19 protein-coding genes are annotated in these 26,922 nt (G+C 64.5%); 9 read left to right on the plus strand and 10 right to left on the minus strand.

The features are described 5' to 3' along the window. Positions 1-42 precede the first annotated feature (42 nt). The 5 genes from fadI to J9889_RS04475 all read left to right on the plus strand — a co-directional run bounded on the left by fadI (position 43) and on the right by J9889_RS04475 (position 5,536). Positions 43-1,353 carry an acetyl-CoA C-acyltransferase FadI gene (fadI, locus tag J9889_RS04455; protein ID WP_210556029.1) on the plus strand — a complete coding sequence of 437 codons (1,311 nt, stop codon included), beginning with the start codon at positions 43-45 and terminating at the stop codon, positions 1,351-1,353. Continuing rightward, positions 1,353-3,503: a fatty acid oxidation complex subunit alpha FadJ gene (gene fadJ / locus J9889_RS04460; protein WP_052815039.1), complete on the plus strand. Its 2,151-nt coding sequence runs from the start codon at positions 1,353-1,355 to the stop codon at positions 3,501-3,503. The genes fadI and fadJ overlap by 1 nt, the downstream gene beginning before the upstream one ends. A gap of 248 nt (positions 3,504-3,751) precedes the next feature. Next, positions 3,752-3,892: a TIGR02808 family protein gene (locus tag J9889_RS04465; protein ID WP_005325161.1), complete on the plus strand. Its 141-nt coding sequence runs from the start codon at positions 3,752-3,754 to the stop codon at positions 3,890-3,892. 189 nt (positions 3,893-4,081) lie between these two features. Beyond that, the gene (locus J9889_RS04470) at positions 4,082-4,639 is read left to right on the plus strand and encodes a YaeQ family protein (RefSeq protein WP_052815038.1); all 558 of its coding nucleotides are present in this window, start codon (positions 4,082-4,084) and stop codon (positions 4,637-4,639) included. Positions 4,640-4,651: 12 nt separating this feature from the next. Then, positions 4,652-5,536 carry an AEC family transporter gene (locus tag J9889_RS04475; RefSeq protein ID WP_052815037.1) on the plus strand — a complete coding sequence of 295 codons (885 nt, stop codon included), beginning with the start codon at positions 4,652-4,654 and terminating at the stop codon, positions 5,534-5,536. Positions 5,537-5,742: 206 nt separating this feature from the next. On the opposite strand, the gene J9889_RS04480 is transcribed toward J9889_RS04475, so the two are convergent. The 4 genes from J9889_RS04480 to J9889_RS04495 form a co-directional block, all read right to left on the minus strand. Then, on the minus strand, positions 5,743-6,972 hold the full coding sequence (locus J9889_RS04480) for an MFS transporter (protein ID WP_124814416.1): 1,230 nt from the start codon (positions 6,970-6,972) through the stop codon (positions 5,743-5,745). Positions 6,973-7,027: 55 nt separating this feature from the next. Then, on the minus strand, positions 7,028-7,798 hold the full coding sequence (locus tag J9889_RS04485; RefSeq protein WP_052815035.1) for an ABC transporter ATP-binding protein: 771 nt from the start codon (positions 7,796-7,798) through the stop codon (positions 7,028-7,030). After that, positions 7,791-8,843, minus strand: a complete 1,053-nt coding sequence (locus J9889_RS04490) for an iron ABC transporter permease (protein WP_053288212.1) — start codon at positions 8,841-8,843, stop codon at positions 7,791-7,793. Before J9889_RS04490 ends, J9889_RS04485 begins: the two co-directional genes overlap by 8 nt. 101 nt (positions 8,844-8,944) lie before the next feature. Beyond that, positions 8,945-10,066, minus strand: coding sequence for an ABC transporter substrate-binding protein (locus tag J9889_RS04495; RefSeq protein ID WP_052815033.1), 1,122 nt, complete (start codon positions 10,064-10,066; stop codon positions 8,945-8,947). A gap of 596 nt (positions 10,067-10,662) precedes the next feature. Here J9889_RS04495 and J9889_RS04500 point away from each other — a divergent pair. Continuing rightward, positions 10,663-13,881 carry an ExeM/NucH family extracellular endonuclease gene (locus tag J9889_RS04500; protein WP_053288211.1) on the plus strand — a complete coding sequence of 1,073 codons (3,219 nt, stop codon included), beginning with the start codon at positions 10,663-10,665 and terminating at the stop codon, positions 13,879-13,881. Positions 13,882-14,258: 377 nt separating this feature from the next. Here the strand turns inward: J9889_RS04500 and J9889_RS04505 are convergent, their stop codons facing one another. After that, the gene (locus J9889_RS04505) at positions 14,259-14,798 is read right to left on the minus strand and encodes a glycine zipper 2TM domain-containing protein (protein WP_010674678.1); all 540 of its coding nucleotides are present in this window, start codon (positions 14,796-14,798) and stop codon (positions 14,259-14,261) included. Between the two features lie 323 nt (positions 14,799-15,121). Here J9889_RS04505 and J9889_RS04510 point away from each other — a divergent pair, with 323 nt between their 5' ends. The 3 genes from J9889_RS04510 (at position 15,122) to J9889_RS04520 (ending at position 18,020) form a co-directional block, all read left to right on the plus strand. Further along, positions 15,122-16,744 (plus strand): acyl-CoA synthetase, encoded by a 1,623-nt coding sequence (locus J9889_RS04510; protein ID WP_124813820.1) that lies wholly within the window; start codon positions 15,122-15,124, stop codon positions 16,742-16,744. A gap of 190 nt (positions 16,745-16,934) precedes the next feature. Continuing rightward, on the plus strand, positions 16,935-17,633 hold the full coding sequence (locus J9889_RS04515) for a YafY family protein (RefSeq protein ID WP_185702520.1): 699 nt from the start codon (positions 16,935-16,937) through the stop codon (positions 17,631-17,633). A 66-nt stretch (positions 17,634-17,699) separates the two neighbouring features. Next, positions 17,700-18,020, plus strand: coding sequence for a hypothetical protein (locus tag J9889_RS04520; RefSeq protein WP_210556030.1), 321 nt, complete (start codon positions 17,700-17,702; stop codon positions 18,018-18,020). A gap of 92 nt (positions 18,021-18,112) precedes the next feature. On the opposite strand, the gene hisIE is transcribed toward J9889_RS04520, so the two are convergent. From hisIE to J9889_RS04545, 5 genes are all read right to left on the minus strand, one after another. Further along, entirely contained in the window at positions 18,113-18,748 is a 636-nt protein-coding gene (gene hisIE / locus J9889_RS04525; protein WP_029314506.1) for a bifunctional phosphoribosyl-AMP cyclohydrolase/phosphoribosyl-ATP diphosphatase HisIE, read from the minus strand. Continuing rightward, entirely contained in the window at positions 18,741-19,514 is a 774-nt protein-coding gene (hisF, locus tag J9889_RS04530) for an imidazole glycerol phosphate synthase subunit HisF (protein WP_052815017.1), read from the minus strand. The genes hisIE and hisF overlap by 8 nt, the downstream gene beginning before the upstream one ends. Positions 19,515-19,692: 178 nt before the next feature. Beyond that, the gene (locus J9889_RS04535; RefSeq protein WP_210556031.1) at positions 19,693-23,664 is read right to left on the minus strand and encodes a PAS domain S-box protein; all 3,972 of its coding nucleotides are present in this window, start codon (positions 23,662-23,664) and stop codon (positions 19,693-19,695) included. Further along, positions 23,661-25,814 carry a PAS domain S-box protein gene (locus J9889_RS04540; protein ID WP_210556032.1) on the minus strand — a complete coding sequence of 718 codons (2,154 nt, stop codon included), beginning with the start codon at positions 25,812-25,814 and terminating at the stop codon, positions 23,661-23,663. Before J9889_RS04540 ends, J9889_RS04535 begins: the two co-directional genes overlap by 4 nt. Further along, positions 25,807-26,916, minus strand: a complete 1,110-nt coding sequence (locus tag J9889_RS04545) for a two-component system response regulator (RefSeq protein WP_109112963.1) — start codon at positions 26,914-26,916, stop codon at positions 25,807-25,809. Before J9889_RS04545 ends, J9889_RS04540 begins: the two co-directional genes overlap by 8 nt. Positions 26,917-26,922: the final 6 nt, after the last annotated feature.

Below are 26,922 nucleotides of genomic sequence, written 5' to 3' on the forward strand. Positions count from 1 at the left end.
CAATGAGGTCAGACCTCTGCCTTTTTAACCCAAGGAGCCAGGATGAAACAGCCATTGAAACTGACGACTCGCCAGGGCGAACGGATAGCCGTCGTGGCGGGTCTGCGCACCCCCTTTGCCAAGCAGGCCACCGCTTTTCACGGCGTGCCTGCGGTGGATCTGGGCAAACTGGTGGTGAGCGAGATGCTCGCCCGCACCGATCTCGACCCCAAGCTCATCGACCAGCTGGTGTTCGGCCAGGTGGTGCAGATGCCGGAAGCGCCAAACATCGCCCGGGAGATCGTGCTTGGCACTGGCATGAGCGTCAGCACCGATGCCTATAGCGTGTCGCGCGCCTGCGCCACCAGTTTCCAGGCGGTGGCCAATGTCACCGAATCCATCATGGCCGGCACGGTGGACATCGCCATCGCCGGTGGTGCCGACTCCTCTTCCGTGCTGCCCATCGGGGTCAGCAAGTCTCTGGCCCGCGCCCTGGTGGATCTCAACAAGGCGCGCAACCTCCAGCAGCGTTTCAATATTCTGCGCCGTCTGCGCCTGAAGGACCTGCTGCCGGTTCCCCCGGCCGTGGCCGAGTACTCCACCGGTCTCTCCATGGGACAGACCGCCGAGCAGATGGCCAAGACCCACCAGATCAGCCGCGAGGCGCAAGATGCGCTGGCCCACCGCTCCCACACCCTGGCGGCCGAAGCCTGGGCGCAGGGCAAATTGAATGGTGAGGTGTTCACCGCCCACGTGCCCCCCTACAAGTCGCCGCTGGAGCGGGACAACAACATCCGTGAAAGCTCGGATCTGGCGAGTTACGCCAAGCTCAAACCGGTCTTTGACCGGGCCCACGGTTCGGTGACGGCCGCCAACGCCACTCCGCTTACCGACGGCGCCGCCGCCGTGCTGATGATGCGCGAAGGGCGTGCCCGCGAGCTGGGTCTGGAGCCGCTGGGTTACATCCGCAGCTTCGCGTTTTCCGCCATCGATGTCTGGCAGGACATGCTGATGGGCCCCTCCTATGCCACGCCGCTGGCGCTGGACCGCGCGGGCATCACCTTGGCTGATCTCACCCTCATCGACATGCACGAAGCCTTCGCTGCCCAGACCCTGGCGAACCTCAAGATGTTTGCCAGTGCCGAATTTGCCCGTGACAAGCTGGGCCGGGATCAGGCCATCGGCGAGGTGGACATGGACAAATTCAACGTGCTCGGCGGCTCTTTGGCCTACGGCCACCCCTTTGCCGCCACCGGGGCGCGCATGATCACCCAGACCCTGCACGAACTGCGGCGCCGGGGCGGGGGACTGGGGCTCAACACCGCCTGTGCGGCGGGTGGGCTGGGTGTGGCCATGGTGCTGGAGGTGGAATGATGAACGAGAAGACTTTTTCCCTGGAAATTCGCAAAGACGGCATCGGCATCCTCACCATGGATGTGCCCGGTGAGAGCATGAACACCCTGAAGGCCTCCTTTGCGGACGAGATCCGCCACCTGCTGGCCGAGGTGCGGGGGAACGGGGATCTGATCGGCCTGGTGATCGTCTCCGGCAAGAAGGACTCCTTCATCGCGGGGGCCGACATCGCCATGCTGGCAGCCTGCACCAGCGCCCAGGACGCCGAATCGCTCTCCCGGGCCGGGCAGGATGTGTTCGCCGAGATCGAATCCCTGGGCATACCGGTGATCGCCGCCATCCACGGCCCCTGCCTCGGCGGCGGGCTGGAGCTGGCGCTCGCCTGCCATGGCCGGGTGGTGACCGATCACGCTAAAACCGTGCTGGGGCTGCCGGAAGTGCAGCTCGGCTTGCTGCCGGGCTCCGGCGGCACCCAGCGTCTGCCGCGCCTCATCGGGGTGGCCAAGGCGCTGGATCTGATGCTGACCGGCAAGCAGGTGCGGGCCAAGCAGGCCAAGAAACTCGGGCTGGTGGATGACATGGTGCCCACCTCCATTTTGCTGGAAGCCGCCATCAAGCTCGCCAAGAAGGGCAAGCCGCGCCACCGCCTGAAGCGGGATCTGCAGGGCAAGGTGCTGGAGACCAACGCGCTCGGGCGCAAGGTGCTGTTCGATCAGGCCCGCAAGGGGGTGAAGGCGAAGACCCGGGGCAACTACCCGGCGCCGGAGCGCATCATCGAGGTGGTGCGCATCGGCGTGGAGGAGGGGATGCAGGCCGGCCTGCTGGCCGAGGCCCGCCACTTCGGCGAGCTGGTGATGACGCCGGAATCCGCCGCCCTGCGCTCTATTTTCTTCGCCACCACAGAGATGAAGAAAGAGGTGAGCTATCAGGGGGCCGAGCCCCGCAAGGTGGCCCATGCGGCCGTGCTGGGGGGCGGCCTGATGGGGGGCGGCATCGCCTTCGTCACCGCCACCAAGGCGAGGGTGCCGGTGCGGATCAAGGATGTGGCGAGCGCCGGCATCGGCAACGCCATGCGCTACAGCTACGACATCCTCGCGAGGAAGCTCAAGCGTCGCCAACTGCTGCGCAGCGAACTGGAGAAACAGATGAGCCTGCTCACCGGCACCCTGGACTACTCCGGCTTCCACCGGGTCGACATGGTGGTGGAGGCGGTGTTCGAGGATATCGATCTCAAGCACCGGATGGTGCAGGACGTGGAGCGCGAGTGCGCTGAGCACACGGTGTTTGCCTCCAACACCTCCTCCCTGCCCATCCACCAGATCGCCTCGGCGGCGACGCATCCGGAGCGGGTGGTGGGGCTGCACTACTTCAGCCCGGTGGACAAGATGCCGCTCGCCGAGATCATTCCCCACGCGGGTACCAGCGCCGAGACGGTGGCCACCACCCTGGCGTTCGCCCGGGCCCAGGGCAAGACCCCCATCGTCGTGAAGGACGAGGCGGGTTTCTACGTCAACCGCATCCTGGCCCCCTACATGAACGAGGCGGCCCGCCTGGTGCTGGAAGGGGAGCCGGTGGAGGTGCTGGACGGCGCCCTGCTCGACTTCGGCTTCCCGGTGGGCCCCATCACCCTGCTGGACGAGGTGGGGATCGACGTGGGGGCCAAGATCTCCCCCATCCTCGAAAAGGAGCTGGGTGGTGAGCAGTTCCAGGCCCCCAAGGCGTTTGACAAGCTGCTGGAAGACGATCGCAAGGGGCGCAAGAACGGCAAGGGCTTCTACCTCTATGGCAAGGCGGCGCCGCGCAACCGGCTCACCGGCAAGGAGGGCAAGAAGACGGTGGACGCGAGCGTCTACGACGTGCTCGGCGTCAAGCCCCAGGCCAGGCTGGCCAGGCAGGAGATCGCCGAGCGCTGCGTGCTGCTGATGCTCAACGAGGCGGCCATGGCGCTCGACAGCGGCGTGGTGGCCTCGGCCCGGGACGGCGACATCGGCGCCATCTTCGGCATCGGCTTCCCGCCGTTCCTGGGCGGCCCCTTCCGCTACATGGACAGCCTCGGCATCGACTATCTGGTGGGGCGCCTCGAGCACCATCAGAAGCGCTTTGGCGACCGCTTTGCCCCCTGTGCGCGGCTCAAGGCGATGGCGGCGGAGCAGCAGCGCTTCTACGGCTGAGGCGTCTGCGTGACAAACAGGCGGGGCGGCCCTGGGTCGCCCCGCCTTTTTTGTCCAAGCCAGGGGCCTCGGGGAGCGGAAAACGGGGTGACAAGGGGCTAAATTATTGATCTGGCGCAAACTGGTGCCCCATTTATTACTTTGGTGGCATAGGACTCAGGCGCGGGTTGAGGTCAAATAGCCTTATCAGGAGCGGGGACTACCCCGTCGCGAAAGGGACACCCATTTCACTGGATGAAGGACACACTATGAGTCTGCTCGAACAAACCATCTGGAACATATTGGGATACGGGGCCATGCCCTTTATCTTTCTGAGTGGCTTCGTGGCCGTGGCAGTCACCTGCTGCCTGCTGCTCAATGCCTTCGGGGTCAAGTCCGCCGAGAAGTGAGTCACTCTCGTTCATGCCGCCAAATGCCAGTCCTCGGACTGGCATTTGTTTTTTGTGTCTCCTGAAGCACTTATCCCGACCCTGATAGGGTAAAGGGAGCGCAAGACGGTCGAACCCGGCGGCCATTTTGATTACACTGACGCCCGGCATGTCCGCCCCTTTCTCTTTTATCAGGTGTTCACGACTTCTATGGCGCTCAAGGCAACCATCTTCAAGGCCCAGATCAGCTTGTCTGACATGGATCGCAATCTCTATCAGGACTTCTCCCTCACCCTGGCCCGTCACCCCTCCGAGACCGACGAGCGCATGATGATCCGCCTCGCGGCCTTCGCCTGGCATGCCGCCGAGCGGCTGGAGTTCACCAAGGGGCTCTCTGCCGACGACGAACCCGAGCTCTGGCGCAAGAACTACTCCGACGAGATTGAACTCTGGATTGAGCTGGGCCAGCCGGACGAGAAGCGCCTCAAGAAGGCGTGCAACCGTTCCCGCCAGGTAGTGCTCTACCTTTACGGCGGCCGTGGCACCAGCGTCTGGTGGAAGCAGAACCAGGGCAAGCTCGGTCTGCACGACAACCTGAGCGTCATCGAGCTCTCCGACAGCCAGACCCTGCCGCTGGCGGCCATGGTGGAGCGCACCATGCAGCTCACCTGCACCATCTCCGACGGCCAGCTCTGGGTCAGCAACGGCAGCCAGGAGGTCACCCTGGATCCCGTGGTGCTGATGGGACGTCCGGCCCGCGAACTCTGATCGGGAGCCCCCATGTTCAGCGCCCTGCTCAATATCGTCATCCCGGTGTTTGCGGTGGCGGGCCTCGGCGCCCTCTATGGGCGGCTGCGACCGGGTGGCGACCTGGGTTACATCAACCGGGCCAATATCGAGCTCTTTACCCCGGCGCTGGTCTTCTCGGCCCTGGTGAAATACCCGCTGGATCTGGCGGCGCACCTGCCGCTTGTCGCGGCTGGCGCCCTGGTGATTTTGCTCCCTGGCCTGCTGCTCGCCCTGCTCAGGCTCAAGGAGATAGCGCGGGCGGCCCTGATCCTGCCCGCCATGTTTCGCAACACGGGCAACCTCGGCATTCCGCTGATGGTGCTCGCCTTTGGCGAGCAGCAGCTCGGCGCCATCGTCATCCTGTTCGTGCTCTCCAACCTGCTCCACTTCACGGTGGGCATGTTTATCCTCTCGGCCAGTAGCTCCCGCTGGGGCTGGCTGAGAAGCCCCGTGCTCTGTGCCGCCTTCGCCGGCCTGCTGGTGGCCAACCTGCATATCCCGCTGCCGGAATACCTGGTGACCAGCGCCGCCCTGCTCGGTCAGATAGCGGTGCCCCTGATGCTGTTTGCCTTGGGGGTGAGGCTGATGGAGGGGGATCTGAGCCATCTGGGGCTGGCCCTCAAGTGCAACCTGCTCTATCTGCTGGCGGGGGGCCTCTCCCTTGGGCTCGCCGTCTGGCTGCTGCCCCTGGAGCCTGCCTGGATCCCGCTGCTGACACTCTCGGTGGCACTGCCCCCGGCGGTATTGAATTACATCCTGTGCGAGCAGTACCAGTGCCAGCCCGACAAGGTGGCCAGCATAGTGCTGGGCGGCAACGCGCTCTCGATAGTGGTGATCCCGCTGGCGGTCTGGTTGGCGCTGCATCTGGGGAGTTGACCCGGTCTTATTTTCACCTGCAAGGACGCCTGATGGCGTCCTTTTTATCGCCATCGTGCATGTCCGATGTTGCTTTGCTCATCGAGCACAGCCGAGCTTGCTCGCTTATCTGGCAAGGTCTTGAAACAGGTTCTGGTTAGCCGGATAAGGCAGAAAGTGGAAGGGGGAGGAAAGGGAATAAAACCGGGCGGCCAAGGCCGCCCTGTTTATTGATGGGTGGCCGGCTGAACCTGGCCATCCTTGCGCAGCTGGGTATAGAGGCCAACTCCAGCCAGCAGGCCGGCGAGGGCCAGCAGTGTCCAGATGGCGGTGGTGGGGCGGGTGCCCGCGTCCCCCAGCATAAAACCGATAAGCAGGTTGCCAAAGAGTGCCATGCAGCCGCCGGCGCTGGCATAGAAGCCGTAGTAGCTGGCGAGCTGGTCAGGGGGAGCGTAGCGGGGCAGCTGGGCGGCAAAGAGCGGGAAGCAGAGGATGGAGCCCAGGGAAAGCAGGGCCACCTGCGTCAACACGCCTGCCGTCGGCCAGGGGGAGAGCAGGGGCAGGGCGAGATAGCTCAGCCCCATCAGCCCTATGCCGAGCCCCATGGCGAGCGGCACCCCCAGACGGCGCTCCACCAGGCGCGATGCCGGCAGCTGGAGCAGGACGCCGATCACCGCCGAGAGGGTGAAGACGCCGCCGAGCAGCCGGGTGGCGTCCGGCAGGCTCTGGATATGGGCGGGCAGGGCCAGATAGAGCTGGTGGAACAGGATCTGGTAGCTGCCCGCGAGCAGGGTGAACCCCATGAAGGGGCGCTGGCGCAGGATGTCCCCCCACTGGCGCAAGATGGCGCCGCGCGGGCTCTGGTTGGCCACCGGGCGTTTGGGCAGCACCCGATACTGCAGCACCCCGAGCAGGGCGAAGAGGCTCGCCGCCAAGAGCCCTGTCAGGGCATAGCTCTGCTGGGTCAGGGTGAGGCCGACCAGGGGGCCGAGCAGCATGCCCGCCTGGCTGGCGAGATTGTGCAGGGCGAAGGCGCGCTGGCGCTGGCTCGGATTGTGGCATTCGCTCGCCAGATAGGCCTGGGCGCAGGGGGTGAACAGGGCCCCGGCAAAGCCAGTCAGGGTCGCCGCCAGCAGCAGTATGGGCAGGGACTCGGCCCAGCCCAGCAGCAGGAAGCCGACCGATCGCACCAGGCAACCCCAGACGATGGCGGGGTGATAGCCGATGCGATCCCCAAGCGTCCCCCCTAGCAGGAACAGCCCCTGCTGGCTGAAGACCCGCATCCCCATGACCAGGCCACAGGCCCAGCCGGCCAGGCCCAGGCCGCTGCCCATGTGCTGGGCGAGGAAGGGCATCATCATGTAGAAGCCGAGGTTGAAGGCGAGCCCATTGGTGATGAGCAGGCGGGCGGCCGGGCTCATACCCTGCCAGTCCCGCCAGTAGGAGGCGCCGTTCATGGTCGCCTCCCGCCACCGTGTCGGGAGGAGGTCGCCGGGGTGGCGCAGCACTGTGTCATGACGTCTTTCGCAGGGTTCTGAGGAAGGGGATGCCGCGCTGATCGTGGCTTATCTCCACCGGCACCTGGTAGAGGCGCTCGATGAGGGCCGCGTCGAGCACCCGGGCGGGGGGGCCGAAGGCTTGGAGCTCCCCCCCTGCCAGCACGATCAGCTGATCGGCAAACTGGGCGGCCAGGTTGAGATCGTGCAGCACCACCAGGGTGATCCACTGCTGATCCCGGGTCTGCTGGCACAGGTGCTCCATCAGCTGCATCTGGTGGTGCAGGTCCAGGGCGCTGACCGGCTCGTCCAGCATCATGATGCGGGGATCGCGCAGCAGCACCTGGGCGAAGAGCACCATCTGCCGCTGGCCGCCGCTCAGGGAGTAGAGGGGGCGATCCGCCAGATGGGCGATGCCGAGCGCCTGCAGGGCGCGGCCGGCCGCCAGTATGTCCTCGTCCGCGAGGCGCATGGAGAGGCTGTCGAGGCGCCCGAGCACCACCACCTCGATGACGCTGAGATCCAGCTCCAGCTGGATGTTCTGGGGCATGTAGCCAAACTGCTGGCGCCACCTGGCCTGCGTCATCTGGCGGGCACTCTGGTCCCCGAGGCGGATGTCGCCACTGTCCGGGGTCAGCTCGCCGAAGAGGGTGCGCATCAAGGAGGTCTTGCCGGTCCCGTTCGGGCCGATGATCACATGGACCTGACCCGGATGCAGAGTGAGGCTGAGATCCCGCAGCAGGGTCTGCTGGCCGAGGGAGAGGGAGAGTCGGGATATTTCAAGCACGTTTACGCCCCCTGCCGAGGATCAACCAGATGAAGAAGGGCACGCCAATGAGCGCGGTGACGATGCCGATGGGGAAGAGGGCTCCCGGAATGATGGACTTGGAGAGCACCGAGGCCGCCGAGAGCATGCAGGCCCCGCACAGGGCGGAGAGGGGGATCAAAAAGCGCTGATCTTCCCCCACCAGCATGCGGGCGATATGGGGGGCCACCAGGCCGACGAAGCCGATCACGCCGACGAAGCTGGTGGCGGTGGCGGTGAGCAGGGCGACCAGCACCAGGGTCTTCATGCGCAGCCTGTCGACGTTGACTCCGAGGCTGCGGGCACGGGCTTCCCCGAGGCGCAGGCTGGTGAGGGCCCAGGCATCCCGGTAGATGAGCAGGGTGCAGATCAGGGTGACGACGGCGGTGATGATCAGGGAGTCCCAAGTGGTGCGCATCAGGCTGCCAAACAGCCAGAACAGGATCTGCTGGTTGAGCTCGGGGGAGGAGAGGAACTGCAGCAGGGAGAGCAGGGACTGGAACAGGAACAGCAGGGCGATGCCCGCCAGGATCAGGGTCTGGCTGCTGACATGGCGCATCATGGCCAGCCCAAACAGCAGGCAGGCGGCAAACATGCACACAATGAAGGCGCCGGCCGGGATGGCCACCAGGGGGGAGAGCCCGAGGCCGCCGGTGTAGAGGGCGAGCGCCGCGCCCAGGCCCGCCGCCGCCGCGAGCCCCAGGGTGTAGGGACTGGCGAGGGGGTTGTCCAGCAGGGTCTGCATCTGCACGCCGCCAAGGCCGAGGGAGGCGCCGACCACCAGGGCCATGAGGGCGATAGGCAAGCGCATGTCGTGGACGATGGTGCGGGTCATGGGATCGGCCTGGGCGGGGGAAACCAGGGCATCGATCACGTCGTGCAGGGCCAACAGGGAGGGGCCGGTGGCGATGTCGAGCACCAGGGTAATGCACAGGACCAGGGTGAGCAGCAGGAGCCAGTGCCAGCGACGGCGCTCCCGTTGCCGCTGCCGGGCGAGGGTCTGCTGCAGGGCAGCCAAATCATTCATGATGTCAATCCTGAAACGGGCGCCGCAAGAGGCGCCCACACAATCCAAGAGGGTTGCTGAAGAGGGCGTGGCCGAGGTGGGCCGCACCCGAATTGCCGGGGTTAGCTTGCGTCATCCTGCTTGATGCCCAGCATGAAGGTGCCCTGGGGACGGATGGGCAGGTAGTGCTGGTAGAACGCCTGATAGGTGGCCAGGGGAGCGAGATCCTGGAAAAGGTCCGGATAGAGGGCCTTAGCCATGAACTCGATGAGGGCGGCATCCATGATGCTGCGGGTGGCGCCGTGATAGACCGCGTAGAGGCGACCCTCCTTCACCGCAGGCAGCTCGCTCCAGCCCGGACGGGCAGCAAAGCCTTGCAGACGCTGGCGCACGGTCTCTGCCGACACATCCTGGCCCACCTGCATGGCGACGGCACTGCTCACGCTCTCGTAGCCCGCCATCAGGATCACCTCGGGCTTGCTCGCCAGCAGTTGTTCCGGGTGGATGGGGCCCCAGCGATCGACGAAGGGGGCGGCCACGTTGTCGCCACCGGCCAGCAGGGCCATGGCGCCCCACATGTCCTTGCCATAGGTGTAGCTGTACTCGGCCGGACCCTTGTCACCCAGCTCGATGTAGACCCGGGGCGGCGTGCGCTTCGCGGCGGCGATGCGGGAGGTGATGGTGTCAATCTTGGCCTTGTACTCGTCGGCCATCTTCCGTGCGCGGGCCTCCTGGCCGGTCAGCTTGCCAAGCAGCAGGGTGCTCGCCATGTGCTGTGTCAGGGTCTGGGCGTTGTAGTCGATGACCACCACCGGGATCCCCGCCTGCTCAAGGCGTGGCAGGTCGGCGGCCAGGGCCTCATATTGCCACTTCGCCAGGATCACCAGGTCGGGCTTGACCGCCAGGGTCTTCTCGATGGAGAAGCTCTGATCCTGTACGTTGCCAAGGTCGGGGACCTTGGCCAGTTGTGGCTGGCTGGCCACGTAGAGAGACCAGATGGCGGGACGGGACTTCATGAACCAGCCCAGGGACATGCCCACCAGGCGTTCGGCCCCGCCTTCACCGGCCACCGCCAGGTAATCTTCGGGATAGAAACCGAGCACGATGCGGCTTGCCGGAAGGCTGAGGGAGACCTTGCGGCCCATCACATCTTCCACTTCAACGGGGGGGGCGGCCTGCGCCATCCAGCTCACCAGGACGAGCTGGCCGAGCAGCAGCAACTTTGCCAGGGGGTGACGAAACATCTTGTAGCACCTCGAGAATAGAGACGGTCAAAAAAGAAAGTGAGAACTATTGCCATTCGCGAGCGCAAAAGCAACAAACGTTTGTGTCATCCCCTCTCTTGTTATTTCTGTCATTAATGAAACCGGTTCCACAAGAGCACCAGGAGAGAGTCTCATCCCGCGGTTTTCTGCCTTCTCGGGCCACGAAGGGGGTGGCGCCCGGTATGGCACCCATGGATTTGCCCATGATTCGGAGTCTGTGAGTGGCGCTGTTCACGAAATGGTACCGGGCAGAGGCCGCCGTAGTGTTCCCCCCGTCTGCCCCGGAGCCGATGTCGCTCCCTGACGGAGGCAGCCAGCAGGGGCTGGGGGGCGACAACTTCCTGCGCAGCGATGGCAGACACTGCCCATTCGGGTATTGCCCGTCACCTTGGCGCAACATTTTGTTGTCATTGTTAGCCAGCTCGCAGCAGCCCCGGCGTCGACGGGGCAGAGTGGGCGCGCAGTTTCGGCCGGGGGCTGACATGCCTCCCGCTGATGGCTGCATCCAAGGTGCTGCGGCCCGCCTTGTGCGGGGCGCCAATAACATGATCTGCAAATAAAAAAGGAAACTGACCATGTCAGGAAGACACTCTCTGGTGGCGCTGGCCGTCGGGCTGGCGCTCGCTGGACAGGCACAGGCACAACTGCTCATCACCGAATACCTGGAAGGGTCCGGCAACAACAAGGCGGTGGAGCTGAGCAACCTCGGCAGCGACGCCGTCGATCTCTCACAATACCGGCTGGCCCTCTACGCCAACGGCAAACCCATCAGCGAATCCCCCACCAACAGCCTGGCGCTGCAAGGCACCCTGGCCCCGGGCGCCAGTCTGGTGCTGGCCAACCCCTCCGCAAATGCCGAGATCCTGGCCAAGGCCAATCAGACCAGCGGCAACCTGGTGTTCAACGGCGACGATGCCCTGGTGCTCTATCGCGGCAGCGAGATAATCGACAGCTTCGGCCAGGTAGGGGTGGATCCGGGCACGTCCTGGGTCTCCGGCAACGTTTCGACCCTGGACATGACCCTGCGCCGCAAGGCCACCGTCACCATGGGCCGCACTGATGCGACGTCGCCTTTTGATCCGGCGCAGGAATACGTGGCCGCCCCGAAAGATGACGCCAGTGGCCTGGGTTGCAGTGGCGATGGTCCCTGCGATGGCACCCAGCCGCCCGCCTTCGTCTGCCCGGTGGATCAGTTGGTGCCGGTGCCCGCCATTCAGGGCCCCGGCACCAGCAGCCCCCTGGTGCCAGCCGGCAAGTTCGAATCGGAACAGGCTTACGCCACCCGCGGCGTGGTGACCCAGGTAGTGAGCGGCCTCTACAAGGGCTTCTTCATTCAGGACGAGCAGGGGGACGGGGATGCGGCTACCTCCGACGGCCTCTTCGTCTACACCACCAAGGCCAACGCTGCCGTCGTGCCGGGGGCCGAGGTGTGTGTGTCTGGCAAGGTGAAGGAGTATTTCAACCAGACCCAGATCAACGCAGACGAGCTGGTGGTGACCCGGCCGCAAGGGGCCATCCCGGCTGCGGTGGATCTGCTGCCGGTGGCGGGCGAGAGCCTGAGCCAGCTGCTGGAGCGTCACGAGGGGATGCAGGTACGGCTGGTGCCCGGTTCCAGCCTGGTGGTGACCCGCAACTTCAGCTTCGATTACGACGGCAAGCGCAACAACCTGGTGCTCTCTTATGGCGCGCCGCTCATCAAGTCGACCCAGAAATTTGCCGCCATGAGCCAGGAGGCGAGCGACTGGGCCCTTCGCAACCAGCAGAACCAGCTGGTGGTGGAGACCGACGCCAAGGCGCCGGACGGTGTGCTGCCCTGGTTCCCCGGCTTCAACGCCGAGGACGGTTACCTGCGCATCGGCGACAAGCTCAACGGGCTGGAGGGGGCGCTTGGTTACTCCTACAACCTGTTCAGGCTGGTGGCCAGCAATCGCATCGACGCGAGCCAGATAGATCACAGTGGCTGGGATCGGGTGGAAACCCCCGAGCTCGCCGAGGCGGGGGATCTGCGGGTCGCGAGCTTCAACGTGCTCAACTTCTTCACCACGGTCGTGGGCGGGGATGCCAACCCCACCGGCAGCAACCGGGGCGCCCTGACGGTGGCGGAGTTCGAGTTGCAGCGCACCAAGATAGTCAGCGCCATCACCCGCCTCAATGCCGACGTGGTGGGGCTGATGGAGATCGAGAACAACGGCTATGGCGACAACTCCGCCATCGCCAATCTGGTTACGGCCCTCAACGCCGCCCAGCCGGACGAGGCGGATCACTACCGCTGGATTGCCTCGCCGGATGGCAAGCCCATTGGCACCGACGCCATCACGGTGGGGCTCATCTACCGACCCGCCAAGGTGACCCCGGAGGGGGCCGCCAGCCTTATCGCGCTGCCGGTGCAGCAGGCCGAGGCGGTGGACGCCAGCGGCAAACCGGTGACCATCAATCAGGGGATGCGCGAGTCGCTGGTGCAGCGTTTCAGCTCGCCCAAGGGGGATGCGCCCCTGACCCTGGTGGTCAACCACCTCAAGTCCAAGGGCTCCGCCTGCTTCGAGGATTACCCCGACTACGCCAGCGCCGATCCGCTGGATGGCCAGGGCCACTGCAACGCGCTGCGGGTCTCCGCCGCCAAGGTGCTGGGGGAGCACCTCAAGGATCTGGCCGGGGATCTGCTGCTTATCGGCGACATGAACGCCTATGGCATGGAGGATCCCATCCGGGTGCTGACCGACTATGATCCGGCCGCCCAGGCGCGCCAGATCATGAGCGCCTCCTTCACCACTCTGGCGGGTCAGCCCTTCGAGGAGAGCGGCAGCGCCCTTGGCAAGGGGTATGGTCTGGTGAACCTCAATACCCGCTTCCATGGCACCGACACCTACTCCTACAGCTACGAAGGGGAGCTCGGCAACCTGGATCACGCCCTGGCAAACCCGAGCCTCGCGGCCAAGGTGATCGGCATCGAGGATTGGCACATCAACTCCGCCGAGAGCAACTTCTTCGAGTACGGCACTAAGTACAGCGGTCAGCTGGCGAAATCCGAAGGGCCCTTCAGCGCCTCGGATCACGATCCGGTGCTGGTGGCCATCCAGTATCCGCAGCCACCCGCCGGGGTATTGAGTCTCGAGAGCGCCGCTGCGAACGTGGAGGAGGGGAATACCTTGTCCCTGAGTGTCAGTCGCAGCGATGGCAGCCACGGGGAGGCGAGCGTCAGCTATCGCATCGTCTACGGCAGCGGGGACACAAGCGACGTGGCGCCCCTCACCGGCACCCTGCACTGGGCCGCCGGGCAGAGCGAGCCCCAGACCATCAGCATTCCGGTGAAGAGCGACACCCTGCACGAGGGGGACGAGACCTTTACCCTGGAGCTGTTTGACCCGAGCGGCGCGGCCCTGGGGGATCAGCACCAGACCCTGGTGACCATCAAGGACAAGCTGGCGCCGTCCACCATCTCGCTGGCGCGCGCCAGCATGACGGTGAACGAGGGGCAGTGGTTTGCCGAGATCCCCCTGGTGCGCAGCGGCGATCTGAGCAAGCCGGCCCGGGCCCGGGTGGCCCTTGACGGAGTCACGGCGCGCTGGGGGCTGGATTTCCTGCCCTGGTTCAGCCAGACCGTGAGCTGGGCTGCGGGCGAGGGGGGCAGCAAGTCGGTCAAGGTGCTGATCATCGATGACTGGTTTGTGGAGCCCACCGAGCAGTTCAGGGTGAGCCTCGATCGGGTGGAAGGGGGCCAGCCCGGCGCCCTGCAGCAGACCCGGGTCGACATCCAGGACAACGACAAGTCCTGGTGGCCCTTCGGTCGCCACTGAGGATGACGTCTCAATATAAAAAGGGGCCTGCGGGCCCCTTTCTTAGTTGGGAAGACTTTTGTTGGGAAGACTTGTTGCAGACAGGTTGGGTTGCGAAGATGAAAAAGGCCCACCGTCATGGTGCAATGCTGTTCAGATAAGCACTTTTTTGACTGATTATTCATAAATTGGATTTGAGTTGAGGGGGCAAGGCTGTGTCCAGTCGATCTTCCTCCAGCCTTTATCCAGCGGGGCTTGCAATAGAAAGAGGGAGGCATCATGCCTCCCTCGCTTTTTTGTCCTGATACTACGTGGACTGGAACTCAAATTCTCTTAAGTGAACAGCATTGCACCGTCATGGTGGGCCTTCCTCATGGCAGGGCGCTCCTAACGGAGTATCAACCCTGCGCGTTGCTCAGTACCAGCTTGCCATCCTTGACCGGAATGGTGGGGCCGGGTTGCTTCTCCATGCGTACCACCCCCTCCTGGCCGGCGAGGCGGTAGGTGACGTCATAGCCGATGGTGCGGGTGCTGCTCTCCTGCACCGTCTTGCAGCGCTGCTCCGTGGTGGTGTAGGTATCACCGGCCTGCATGTTGCCCTGCACCTGATTCCCGGCATAACCCCCTGCCACGGCACCGGCGGCGGTGGCCACCTTCTTGCCGCTGCCACCGCCAAACTGGTGGCCGACCACGCCGCCCAGGGCCGCGCCAACCACGGTACCCAGGATCTTGTGCTCGTCCTGCACCGGCTTGCGGTGGGTCAGGGTGACGTTGCGGCACTCCTGACGTGGCGTCTTGATGGTCTCGGTCACCGGCTTGCTGGCCAGCACCTCGGCAAACTGGGGCTCTGATGAAAACAGGGATCCGCTGGCGACCGCCGACAATGCCAGCGCAGAGGCAACACCGATCCCGACACCTGCCAACATGGATTTGTTCATCACTCTTCTCCTTGTACTCATACCCGTTGAGGGCTTGGGATCATTCTTGGCATTTTGCGCCGCAGGCTCAAGGCAAGGGCCACGGGATCGCGACAGGGGCTGACTGCGCAAAAAGTGACCGCGCAAAAATAGCGTCGGCGATTGGCGACAGGGAGAGCAGGGCCGAGGGCCCCTAAGACGTTTCGCTAATACCTGGGATCTGGCCCCCTTGATACCCTTTCATCCGGTTCCAGCCGGCATCCTGGCCCCGCATCAGGGCGCAATGCCGGTCGTGGTGAACCGCGAGAGCCACCCCGTTTTGTGTCCCTGTGAGGAAGGATCCGATGACAGAGCAGAACATGTACGACGCCGGCCTTGGCAAGACGCCCGCCAATTTCGAGGCGCTGACCCCCTTGAGCTTTCTGGGGCGGGCCGCCCGGGTCTATCCCGACTATCCGGCGCTGATCCATGGGCCCCTGCGCCAGAGCTGGGCCCAGACCGAACGCCGTTGCCGCCAGCTCGCCTCGGCCCTGCGCCGTCGCGGCATTGGCGAGGGGGACACCGTCTCCATCGTCGCCCCCAATGTGCCGGCCATGTTCGAGGCGCACTTCGGGGTGCCCATGAGCGGCGCTGTGCTCAACACCATCAACACCCGGCTCGATGCGGACGCCATGGGCTTCATCTTCCAGCACGCCCAGAGCAAGATGGTGCTGGTGGACCGGGAGTTCGGCGCCGTGGTGCGAAAGGCGCTCTCTCTCATTGACAGCCAGCCCCTGGTGATCGCCATCGACGATCCCCTCTACCGGGAAGGGGAGCTGGTCGGCGAGCTCGACTACGAGGGGTTCATCGCCCTGGGGGACGGGGACGAACCCGGCTGGCTGCCGGCGGACGAGTGGCAGGCCATTTCCCTCAACTACACCTCCGGCACCACGGGGAATCCCAAGGGGGTGGTCTATCACCATCGCGGCGCCCACCTCAATGCGGTCAACAACGCCCTCTCCTGGGAGCTGCCCAAGCACCCCGTCTACCTCTGGACCCTGCCGATGTTCCACTGCAACGGCTGGTGCTTCCCCTGGACCCTGGCGGCCACCGCCGGGGTGAGCGTCTGTCTGCGCCACGTGCAGGCGGCGGCCATCTACGGGGCGCTGCGCGAGCACAAGGTGAGCCATTTCTGCGCCGCCCCCATCGTGCTCAATATGCTCAACAATGCCGATCCGGCGCTCAAGCAGGGGCTCGACCACCCCGTCAAGGCGATGACGGCGGGGGCAGCGCCGCCCGCCACCGTGATCGCCGGCATGGAGGCCATGGGGATCGCCGTGACCCATGTCTATGGCCTCACCGAAACCTATGGCCCCTGCGTGGTGTGCGAGCCGCAAAGACGCTGGCAGGGGCAGGATGCCACCACGCTCTCCCGTCTCAAGGCGCGCCAGGGGGTGGCCTCCCCCCTGCAAGGGGAGATGCGGGTCATCAACCCCGTCAGCGGCGAGCCGGTCCCCATGGATGGCAAAACCCTGGGAGAGATAGTGCTGCGGGGCAACATCGTCATGAAGGGCTACCTCAAGAACTCGGCGGCGAGCGAAGAGGCGATGGCACAGGGATGGTTTCGAAGCGGGGATCTCGCGGTCTGGCACCCGGACGGTTATGTGGAGATCAAGGACAGATCCAAGGACATCATCATCTCCGGCGGGGAGAACATCTCCAGCCTGGAGGTGGAAGACGTGCTCTATCGCCACCCCGATGTGGAAGAAGCCGCGGTGATCGCCATGCCGGACGAGACCTGGGGGGAGGTGCCCTGCGCCTTCGTCAAGCTCAAGGAGGGGCGCGAGCTCACCCAGGCCGAGCTCATCGGGTTCTGCCGCGAGCAGATGGCCCACTTCAAGGCCCCCAAGCGCATCATCTTCACCCCGCTGCCCAAGACCTCCACCGGCAAGGTGCAAAAATTCATGCTGCGCAAGCAGTTGGCGTGACGACAAAGGCGCCGTGCCATCAACGGGCCTGCGGGTCCGTTTTGTGTTGCGCGATGCAAAGAAGCAGGGCCTCGCCGGTAGCGGTCGCCAGCCAACAAGACGTGCCTTTCGAGCCCGTCCCGGCTTACCATGCCTGCCATGTCCCGCGAGCCTGAGGATGCCTGTGAGAAAATCGGATCGACTGTTTCAACTGACCAACCTGCTGCGGGCGCATCAACCCCTGACCGCCCGGGAGCTGGCGACGCGCCTGTGTGTGTCGGAGCGCACCATCTACCGCTATATCGACGATCTCTCTTTGGCGGGCATTCCGGTTTACGGGGAAGCCGGGCTGGGCTATCGGCTGAGCGAGGGGTTCGAGATGGCCCCGTTGCAACTGAGTGCGGCCGAGCTGGAGGCCCTCATCACCGGGGTGAACCTGGTGGCGGTGCTGACGGGCAAGGGGATGGCCGATCCTGCCCGCGCCCTGCTCGCCAAGATTGAGGCGGCCCTGCCCGCCAAGGAGGCTCGGGCACCTCGCGTCCCCGTGGTGCGGGTGCCGGACTATTCCACGGCGCACCCTGCATACGCTCGCTGGGACAGGTTGCACGATGCCATCACGGCCGGTCACTGGCTGCACATTGGCTACCGGGATGCCAGCGCCAGCAGGACGGAACGCCAGCTCTTTCCCCTCGGGCTCTTCTACTGGGGCGGATGCTGGACGCTCGGCGCCTGGTGTGCGCTGCGCCTGGCCTACCGGGATTTCAGGGTGGATCGCATCGACACCCTGGCGTCGTGCCGACCGGGAGAAGGGGCACCACCTGGTGCGACCCTGGCCGATTACCTTGCCCTGCGCCAGTCGGACGCGTTCCCCCCTGGGCGCAGTGGCGCCGAAAAAGTCATTCAGGACTGACACAAGGCTGTCAGTAGCCCTTCGTTATGCTGGGTTCTCCAGACCATCCACAACGGAGAAAACGAGGTGATCATCAAGGGTGACATGCAAGAGGCAAGGGACGTCGAATTTGCCACCTTTAGGCTCAGGGAAGGGGTGACGGAGGCGGATTTGCTCGCCCTGTCACGGCGGGTCGAGTCCGAGTTTCTTGTCCAGCAATCCGGGCTCATCATGCACTGCCTGCTGCGCGGCGCCGACGGCCTCTATGCGGACGTGGTGATGGCCCCCAGCCAGTCGCTGGTGGAAGCCTACTGCCAGCAGTGGCTGCACAACGACGTGGCAGGGGAGTACCTGACCCTGCTTGACCATGACTCGGTCAACATGAGCTTCTGGACCCGTATCGGCTGAGGGCGGCGCGGGGCCTGCCATCCCCCGGCGAGGGGACAATCATGAAATGAAACGGGCCCACAGGGCCCGTTTTGTTGAACAGAATTCAATAATTACTTGGTGTGGCGCTCATGCAGGCGCTGCACCACATCCTTCAAACCCAAGCCTTCGTTTTGCAGCAAGACGGTCAGGTGGTAGAGCAGGTCAGCGGATTCGTTGATGAGCTCTTCTCTGTCTTTCGCCATGGCGGCCAGGGCCACTTCCACCCCCTCTTCACCCACCTTCTGGGCGATGCGCTTGGTGCCTTTGCCATAGAGGCTGGCGGTGTAGCTGGTGGCGGGATCTGCCCCTTTGCGTGATGCCAGGATCTGTTCGAGCTCGGCCAGGAAGCCGAGCGGCGGCACGGGGTGGCCGTCGAAGCAGGAGGGGTTGCCCAGATGGCAGGTGGGGCCGACCGGGTCGGCGGCAATGAGCAGGGAGTCCTGATCACAATCGGTGGTGATGGCGACGAGCTTGAGCACATGGCCCGAGCTCTCGCCCTTGGTCCACAGGCGCTGCTTGCTGCGGCTGAAGAAGGTGACCTGGCCGGTGGTCTGGGTCTTTTCCAGCGCCTCGCGGGTCATGAAGCCCTGCATCAGCACTTCGCCGCTGAGGGAATGCTGGACGATGGCGGGGATCATGCCCTCACACTTGGCCCAGTCCAGGCGCTCGGCCAGCGGCAATGCATTGTCTACTGCTTGATTATTCACGGATGGCGACTCCTTCGTTTTTCAGCCAGCGTTTCAATTCGGGAATGGGAATGAGGCCCTTGTGGAACACGGAGGCGGCCAGCGCCCCGTCCACGTCGGCCAGGGTAAAGGCATCGCGAAAGTGCTCCATGGCCCCGGCGCCGCCGGAGGCGATGAGGGGCACCTTGCACACGGCGCGCACCAGCTTGAGCTGCTCAAGGTCGTACCCCTGACGCATGCCGTCCTGGTTCATCACGTTGAGCACTATCTCTCCCGCGCCCCGGCGCTGCACTTCCTGTACCCACTCCAGGGTGGTCCAGGTGGTGGTGCGGGTGCGGCTCTCGTCGCCGGTATACTGTTTGACCTGATATTGACCGAGGGCGGCATCGAAGTAGGAATCGATACCCACCACCACGCACTGCACGCCGAAGCGCTCGGCGAGCCGGGTGATCAGGGTGGGATCGGCCAGGGCGGGGGAGTTGATGGAGACCTTGTCGGCACCGAATTCCAGGATCTGGCGGGCATCCTCCACGCTTTTGATGCCGCCGGCGACGCAGAAGGGGATGTCGATGACTTCCGCCACCCGGCTTACCCAGCTCTTGTCCACTACCCGTTCGTCGCTCGAGGCGGTGATGTCATAGAAGACCAGCTCATCGGCGCCCTCGGCGGCGTAGCGGCGGGCGAGGTCGACAATGCCGCCCATCACCTCGTGGTTGCGAAACTGCACGCCCTTGACCACCACGCCATCTTTGACGTCGAGACAGGGGATAATACGCTTTGACAACATGCTCATTGCTCCATGTAAAGCACGGTTAAAGAAACGTCGTTCTGCCGCCGGCGTTGGCCCGGGCGGCGGACGGGAACAGGGTTGGCATGCCTTGAACGGGGGCCCATGAAGGGAGAAACGACAGGCCCGGCAGGCCGTCTCGTCGCCTCTGGGCACCCCACTATATGCATGACTTCATTCAGTGATTCAACCCTTTGTCGCCCTTCACCTGCCCCGGATGGCAGGCTGGCGCCTCGGGGAGGGGAGCCCGATCGTCCGGGTGGGTCTCGTCCGTTGCCATATGCTGGCGCAGGGTGAGCAGGGCGGCATCAAAATCAAACGCCTTCAGTTGCCTGGTCAGGGTGTCGCTGCGAGACCCCAGCATGAGGCGAAGGGGGCCGGCATACTGCTCGTAGAGGGGGATCACGGCGGTGTCGCTTTGCACCAGCAGGGCTTCCATCTGGCCCAGCAGTTGCTGGCGCCACTGATCTCCCAGGGGCACCAGATCGGTGGTCGGGGCGGCGAGATCGTCCCCGAGCAGAGCGCAAAGGGTGGCTATCTCCTCATCGATGGATGACATGAGTCCGGTTGGCTCAGTGTCGCCGCCCGCGATGGCCTGCTCCAGGGCGAGGCAGTGGCGCGACAGCTCATGTGCCCCCAGGGTGCTCGCCACGCCGCGCAGGCTGTGGGCCATGCGAGTTGCATCGCTGTGCTCCCCGGCCTGCAAGTGGCAGTGCAGCCGGGCCATGTCCTGGCCATGCTCATGGATGAAGTAGCGAAGCAGGGCCAGGTATTTCTCCTGATTGCCGTTGAGGGTCGCCAGCCCCTGGTCGAGATCCAGACCCTGGTGTGCCTGCAGGCGGGCAAGGGGGCCTGTCACGGGATGGCGAGTGCTGTCGTCCGGGTCAATCTCGGGGACCTTGCTCTGGGGCAACCAGCGCTGCAGGGCGTCAAACAGCTTGGCGGGGGTGACGGGCTTGGCAATGAAATCGTTCATGCCGGCCGACTCGCTCGCCTTTCTGTCCTCCTCGAAGGCGCTGGCGGTGAGCGCCAGAATGGGCAACCTGTCCATGCCGGGCAGGGCCCGGATGGCGCGGGTGGCGCTGTAGCCATCCATCACCGGCATCTGTATGTCCATCAGGATGAGGTCGAAGGGATGCTGGTTGACGAGGGCCAGGGCCTCCTGGCCGTTGACGGCAGTCTCGATGACGAGGCCGCTGTGGCACAGGAGCTCGAGCACCACTTCCCGGTTGATGGCGTTGTCTTCCACCAGCAGGATCCGGGCGTGGCGAGGGAAGCTGAAGGCCTGTTGGTTCCCCTGCTCGGACGGGGTCCGGGAAGGAGCGTCCTCTTTTGCCTTGAACAGCCTGGCGGTAAACCAGAAGCAGCTTCCCTGGCCTGGCTCGCTGGTGACTCCGACCTCACCCCCCATCAGGGCGGCGATCCGGCTGGTGATTGCAAGGCCAAGGCCAGTGCCGCCATATCTGCGAGTGGTGGAGACATCCGCCTGTTCGAACGCCTGGAACAGCTTCTCGCGCTGTGCAGGGGTGATGCCGATGCCGGTGTCTTCCACCTCGAAGCGCAGCAGGTAGCCGGTGGTGAGGGGGCGGGCCAGCCTGACGCGCAGGGTGACGGTTCCCTGCTCGGTGAACTTGATGGCGTTGGTCGCATAGTTGAGCAGGGCCTGGCGCAGGCGGGTGATGTCGCCGTGCACCCAGGCGGGGGTATCGCCGATGTCCGTCACTATGGTGAGCCCCTTGGCCCTGGCCTGGTCGTTCATCAGGGCGCGGACGTTGTCCAGCATGGCGGAGAGGGAGAAATCGGTCAGCTCCAGCGTCATCTTGCCCGCATCGATCTTGGAGAGATCCAGGATGTCGTTGAGGATGCTGAGCAGGTGCTGGGCGGCAGTGTCTATCTTGGTCAGCCGTTCGAGGTCGGTGGGATCCCGGGTGTCGCGCTTGAGCAGATAGGTGAGCCCCAGGATGGCATTCATGGGGGTGCGGATCTCGTGGCTCATGTTGGCAAGAAAGGCGCTCTTGGCGTGGTTGGCACTTTCGGCCCGCTGGTGGGCCTGGGCCAGCTGCCGGGTGCGCTCGTTGACCATCTCCTCCAGGTGGTAACGATACTGGTCCAGCTCCTCGCCGAGCTGCTTCTTCTCGGTGATGTCGGCCTGGACCGTGACGTAGTGGGTGATTTCGCCGCTCTCCTGGCGGATCGGCGACACCGTGGCCAGCACCTGGTAGTGGGAGCCATCCTTGCGCTGGTTGATGAATTCGCCATGCCAGCGCTGGCCGTGGTTGATGGCATCCCACAGGGCGACATAGCTGGCATCCGGGGTGAGGCCAGAGCGCAGCAGGGACGGGGTCCGGCCTATCACTTCGTGCTGCTGGTAACCGCTGGCGGCGAGGAAGGCGGGGTTGACGTACTCGATGCGCGCCCGGGTGTCGGTGATGAAGACGCCGTCAGGGCTCTGTTCGAGGGCCAGGGACAACTGGCGCAACTGTTGCTCGGCCAGCTTGCTCTGGGTGATGTCCAGATGGATGCCAAGGAGGCGCACGGGCCGCTGCTGGGCGTCCCGATAGACGCTCCCTTTGCTCACCAGCCAGCGGATGCCGCCATCTGGCAGCAGGATCCTGAACTCCAGCTCGACGGGGGCGCCGCTGACCGCCCGCTCCGCCAGCAACTGCTCGATGCGGGGCCTGTCATCCGGATGCAGGCAGGCTTGCCAGGCGGCCAGCTCGCCGAGCGCCTCGGCACTGCGGCCATAGAGGCGGGCACATTCCGGCGAGAAGACGAGGCGGTTGCTGACCATGTCCCATTCCCAGATGCCGACATGGGCTCCTTCCTGGGCCATCAGCAGGCGCTGCTCGCTCTCGCGCAGGGCGCTGCTGACGGTTTCGGCGCGCACCCGTGCACTGATGGCGTCGTCCATCAGGTTCAGGGCTGCGAGGCGAGCACGACGCTGGGTATCGAGCGCCATCTGCTGATTGTGTTGCAGGCGCTGCTCCGCGAGCTTGCGCTCCGTGATGTCCTGCACGGTGCCGTAGAGCTCGAGTATGGTGCCATCCCTGTCCCTGAGCGCCGCCCCGCGGGCAATGACCCAGGCGGTCTCCCCCTGCTCCGTGATCACTTCGGCATCGCACTCGTAGGGCTGCCCGTCCATCCTGCAGCGCTCGACGGCCTGGGCCACCGTGTGCCACCCCTCCTGGGTGAAGTATTTTCTGACCTCGGGATAGACGGCGGGGGGGAGGGCCGGATCCCGGCCATAGATGCGATAGATCTCCGGTGACCAGAAGTGGCTGTCATCGGCCACGCGCCAGCGCCAGTTCCCTATCTTGGCGAGACGCTGGGACTCGCGCAGTATGGCTTCGTTGCGGCGCAGCGCCTCCTCGGTCTCCTTGTTCTGCCGGTTGTCCTCGATGATGGAAATGAAGTAGTCGGGATTGCCTTCGGCGTCGCGCACCAGGGCCACCGTCAGAGTGGTCCAGATGATCTCGCCCCCCTTGTGCAGGTAGCGCTTCTCCAGGGTGTAGTGGGGGATAGTTCCCGCCAGCACCCGGGCCACATGTGCCTCATCGAGGTAGAGATCGTCCGGGTGGGTCAACTGCTGGAACGTCATCCCGGTGAGCTCGTCGGCCCGGTAGCCCAGGATGTGGCACAGCCGCTGATTGACACGCAGCCAGTGTCCATCGGGGGAGACCAGGGCGATGCCGACCGCCGCCTGTTCGAAGGTGACCTGGAAGCGGTTCTCGTTCTGCTGCAACTGGTTCTGGGTGTTCATCAGCTCCTGCCAGCGCAGGACCTCTCTGGCCCGGGCGCGATGAAAGGCGGCACTGAGCACGCTGATGAGCAGACCGTTGGCGATGAGCAGGCACCATTGCACCAGATCCTGGCCAGCCTCGACACTCAGTGAATAAATGGGGGGGAGCATGAAATAGCTGGTGACCAGGGCGGTGATCAGGGTGCAGAGCAGACCTGGCAACAAGCCCCCCAACAGGGCGCAAACGATGATGGGCAGCATGAAGAGAACCAGCAGCGGTCGCTCACCAAAGGCGATGGGCAGCTGGACACGGATTTGCAACATCAGAACGGGCAGCAGCACGGCCAGCAGGGAGATCCCCCAGCGCTGGGTGGAGGGGCGCACATGCCACAGGGGTGACCAGCTCATCATGGGAGATCCTCCGGTGGCATGGGGGCCTGGGGATAGGGGGGCGGCACTCCGAGCCGACGGGAGAGCCCGTTGATCTGGTGCTTGAGGGCCAGCATGGCGAGCTCCCTGTCTACCATCACCTTGTTGAACCGCTCCAGCTCATGGTTCTGCTGGCGCAGCTCGCTGGCCTGGCGGGTCAGGGCCTGTTCAACCTGCTCCCGTTCGGTGACATCGAGCAGAATGCCGATGATGGCGGGCTGGCCGAGGTAGTCGACGCGCCGCCCGTACAGCTCGACCTCCAGGGATTCCCCGTGCTGATGCAGGGCACTGAAGCGGGTGTGGATATCGCGCGCGTCCTGCTCGCACGCGTGCACCAGCTCGGCAACCCTGGTGCTGTCCTTGGGAGCGGCAAGGGCGTGCAACTGGCCAACGGCGATCAGCGCCCCCGGGGTGTCATAGCCAAACAGTCGGGCAAAACAGGGGTTGATGTAGCAGAGCCGACCCTGCTGGATGATGTAGATCCCGGCAAGGGATTGCTCCACCAGTGCACGGAACAGCCCCTCCCGCTCTCGCAAGTCGGCCTCGGCCCGTTTGAAGTCCGTGATGTCCCGAGAGATGCCGAAGATCCCGATCACCTGCCCCTCGCTGTCTTGCAAGGGGCCTTTGGTTGCGAGAAACACATGCTCGCCATCGGGCAGGGTCAGGTACTCCTCCTCGGTCTGCACCCGGTTGCGCTCTATGACCTGGCGCCCGGATGCCATCAGCATCTGCGCCTGCTGCGGCGGGAAGAGCGTCAGATCATCCTGGCCCAGCACCTCGTCAACCGGCTTGCCGACAAACTGGCTGGCGGCCCGGTTGAAGAGGATGTATCTGCCCTCCTTGTTCTTGGCGAAGATGGCGTCTTCCGAGCTGTCGGCGATGGCGGAGAGCAGTTGCAACGCCTCCAGCCGCTGGGACTGGGAATGCTGAAGCTGCTCGGCCATCTGCAGCCGGGTGTGCTGGCGCAGCAGGATGATGCCGGCGTTGGTGACAAAGAGCACCAGCAGGCCGATGAGACCGATCCAGACGCTCTCCTTGAAGGTGGCCTGGTAGAGTTCCGCCTTGTCGATCTTGGCCAGCAGGTACCAGTCCGTGTTCATGACCGGATAGACAACCCCGAAGACCTCGCTGCCCCGGTAATCCTGGCCATAGAGTACCTGGGGCATGCCGCGTTCGGCGAGCCGCAAATACTGGGCAGCCAGCAGGGTGGGGTGGGTGACGGGATAGTGCAGGGTGAGAGCCGGTTCCGGGCGATAGCGCAGGCTACTCAGATAGTGGACCTGATCCCCCTGCTGGCGAAACAGAATGGCTTCTCCACTGCTGTCTGGGACGGGCCAGGACCCCAGGATCTGATCGAGCCAGCGATTTGCGCTTATCTGCATCACCAGCACGGGGGCAGGTCCTGCAGCAACCTCCAGATTGACCAGAAAGTCCAGCCTGGCGTGACCGCGATCATCGAGATAGGGACCAAGACGCATGACGTTGCCCTGCTCGAGCCGTGGCAGGGCGTCACGCAACGTGGCATTCATGGTGTCGCCACCCGGGGTATGCCACAGGGGCTGTCCGGCAGGATTGAACACGGCCGCACCGTGAAATCCGCGTACCGAGATGAATTCGAGCAGCCTTGCCAGTGGTGGCGTGATCGCTTCGGGTGAGGATGGTGCTTGTCCGGGACGATAGAAATCAGTACTGCCCAGACCCTTTATGAGCTGGTGAATATCCTGCTCGTGGGTTCCGAGCCACTCGGTGACGCGCTGGCTCTTGAGATCCGCGATGGCTTCGAGACGAGCCACCTCCTTGTTGCGTGCCAGTTCGATGTTGCGGGCGATGGCCATGGCGGTCAGGGCCAAAATGAGCCCGTTGAGCAACAGGAAGGGGATCCATTGACGCCGCGTAAAGACAGGTGTGCTGCCGGTGGTGTCAATGCGACGACGCAGCATGGCATAAAGCATGAGGGCCGTGATGAGGATGAAGAGCCAGCCCTTGATGGTGCTTGCCATGGCGAACTGGGCAGGGGTGCTGAACAGCCACTCCACCGCCTTGTCGGAGAGCAGGATCCACAGGCTTGCCACGGCGGCATAGGTGAGCACGACGTTGAGCACATGTGCCCGGGTCAGGGGAGCCTCAGCCATCCACGGCCTCGCTGCCATCCTGGTAGCGTTCGGCAATGGTGACGAACGCGTCGAAATGGCGATCGAAGGCGGTCACGACATCGGGATCGAAATGGTGGCCGCTGCCGGAGAGGATGAGGGCGCGAGCCTCGTCGTAGCTCATGGCCGGCTTGTAGACCCTGGCGCAGATGAGGGCGTCAAACACGTCTGCCAGCGCCATCAGGCGGGCCGAGAGGGGTATGGCGTCCCCTTGCAAGCCATCCGGGTAGCCGCTGCCATCCCACTTCTCGTGGTGCCAGTGGGCGATCTCCTTGGCCAGGGTGAGGAAGGCCAGGGGCTGCTCCATGTCCTGTTCGGCCTCCTCGATGGCATCGCTGCCGAGCTTGGCGTGGGTGCGCATGATCTGCCACTCCTCCGGGGTCAGCTTGCCCGGCTTGAGCAGGATGTGGTCGGGAATGCCCACCTTGCCGATATCATGAAGCGGTGCGGAGCGGCTCAGCAGATCGATGTAACCCGGGCTCAGGGTATCGGCGAAACGGGGGTGATCAGCCAGGGCGCTCGCCAGCAGACGCACATAGCCCTGGGTGCGCAGGATATGGTTGCCGGTTTCGGGGTCGCGGATCTCCGCCAGATGGGCGAGGGCGCGGATGGAGACCTGCTGGATCAGGTCGTTTTCCGCCATTCGCCGCGCGACCTCGGCTTCCAGCGCCGCATTCTGGTTTTGCAGACCGTCACGGGCCTGCTTGGCCTCCAGCTGGGTACGCACCCGGGCCTGAACGACCACCGGTTTGATGGGCTTGGTGATGTAATCAGCGGCGCCGAGGGAGAGGCCGAACTCCTCGCTCTGGGGGTCGGCGAGGGCGGTGAGCAGAACGACGGGAATACGGCTGCTGATCGGGGACTGACGCAATTGCCTGAGCACTTCATAACCATCCATGCCGGGCATCATCACATCCAGCAGGATGAGGTCAGGCTTTGGATCCGCGCTGACGATGCGCAGGCATTTTTCCCCGCTCTGCGCAGCCAGCACGCGGTAATGAGGCGAAAGCAATTCGGTCAGTACCATCAGATTTTCGGGTGAGTCGTCGACGATCAGGATGGTGGCGTTGTGAGGTGTCAACATATGTCT

Source organism: Aeromonas sp. PrichA-15 (genome assembly GCF_017939245.1).
Taxonomy (GTDB): domain Bacteria; phylum Pseudomonadota; class Gammaproteobacteria; order Enterobacterales; family Aeromonadaceae; genus Aeromonas; species Aeromonas caviae.

Coding starts and splice junctions, on each gene's coding strand:
- J9889_RS04540 (WP_210556032.1), bottom strand. CDS start 25,814: ATGGCTGAGGCTCCCCTGACCCGGGCACATGTGCTCAACGTCGTGCTC.
- fadI (WP_210556029.1), top strand. CDS start 43: ATGAAACAGCCATTGAAACTGACGACTCGCCAGGGCGAACGGATAGCC.
- J9889_RS04465 (WP_005325161.1), top strand. CDS start 3,752: ATGAGTCTGCTCGAACAAACCATCTGGAACATATTGGGATACGGGGCC.
- J9889_RS04510 (WP_124813820.1), top strand. CDS start 15,122: ATGACAGAGCAGAACATGTACGACGCCGGCCTTGGCAAGACGCCCGCC.
- J9889_RS04490 (WP_053288212.1), bottom strand. CDS start 8,843: ATGAATGATTTGGCTGCCCTGCAGCAGACCCTCGCCCGGCAGCGGCAA.
- J9889_RS04480 (WP_124814416.1), bottom strand. CDS start 6,972: ATGAACGGCGCCTCCTACTGGCGGGACTGGCAGGGTATGAGCCCGGCC.
- J9889_RS04470 (WP_052815038.1), top strand. CDS start 4,082: ATGGCGCTCAAGGCAACCATCTTCAAGGCCCAGATCAGCTTGTCTGAC.
- J9889_RS04495 (WP_052815033.1), bottom strand. CDS start 10,066: ATGTTTCGTCACCCCCTGGCAAAGTTGCTGCTGCTCGGCCAGCTCGTC.
- J9889_RS04545 (WP_109112963.1), bottom strand. CDS start 26,916: ATGTTGACACCTCACAACGCCACCATCCTGATCGTCGACGACTCACCC.
- hisF (WP_052815017.1), bottom strand. CDS start 19,514: ATGTTGTCAAAGCGTATTATCCCCTGTCTCGACGTCAAAGATGGCGTG.
- J9889_RS04535 (WP_210556031.1), bottom strand. CDS start 23,664: ATGATGAGCTGGTCACCCCTGTGGCATGTGCGCCCCTCCACCCAGCGC.
- J9889_RS04500 (WP_053288211.1), top strand. CDS start 10,663: ATGTCAGGAAGACACTCTCTGGTGGCGCTGGCCGTCGGGCTGGCGCTC.
- J9889_RS04505 (WP_010674678.1), bottom strand. CDS start 14,798: ATGAACAAATCCATGTTGGCAGGTGTCGGGATCGGTGTTGCCTCTGCG.
- fadJ (WP_052815039.1), top strand. CDS start 1,353: ATGAACGAGAAGACTTTTTCCCTGGAAATTCGCAAAGACGGCATCGGC.
- J9889_RS04475 (WP_052815037.1), top strand. CDS start 4,652: ATGTTCAGCGCCCTGCTCAATATCGTCATCCCGGTGTTTGCGGTGGCG.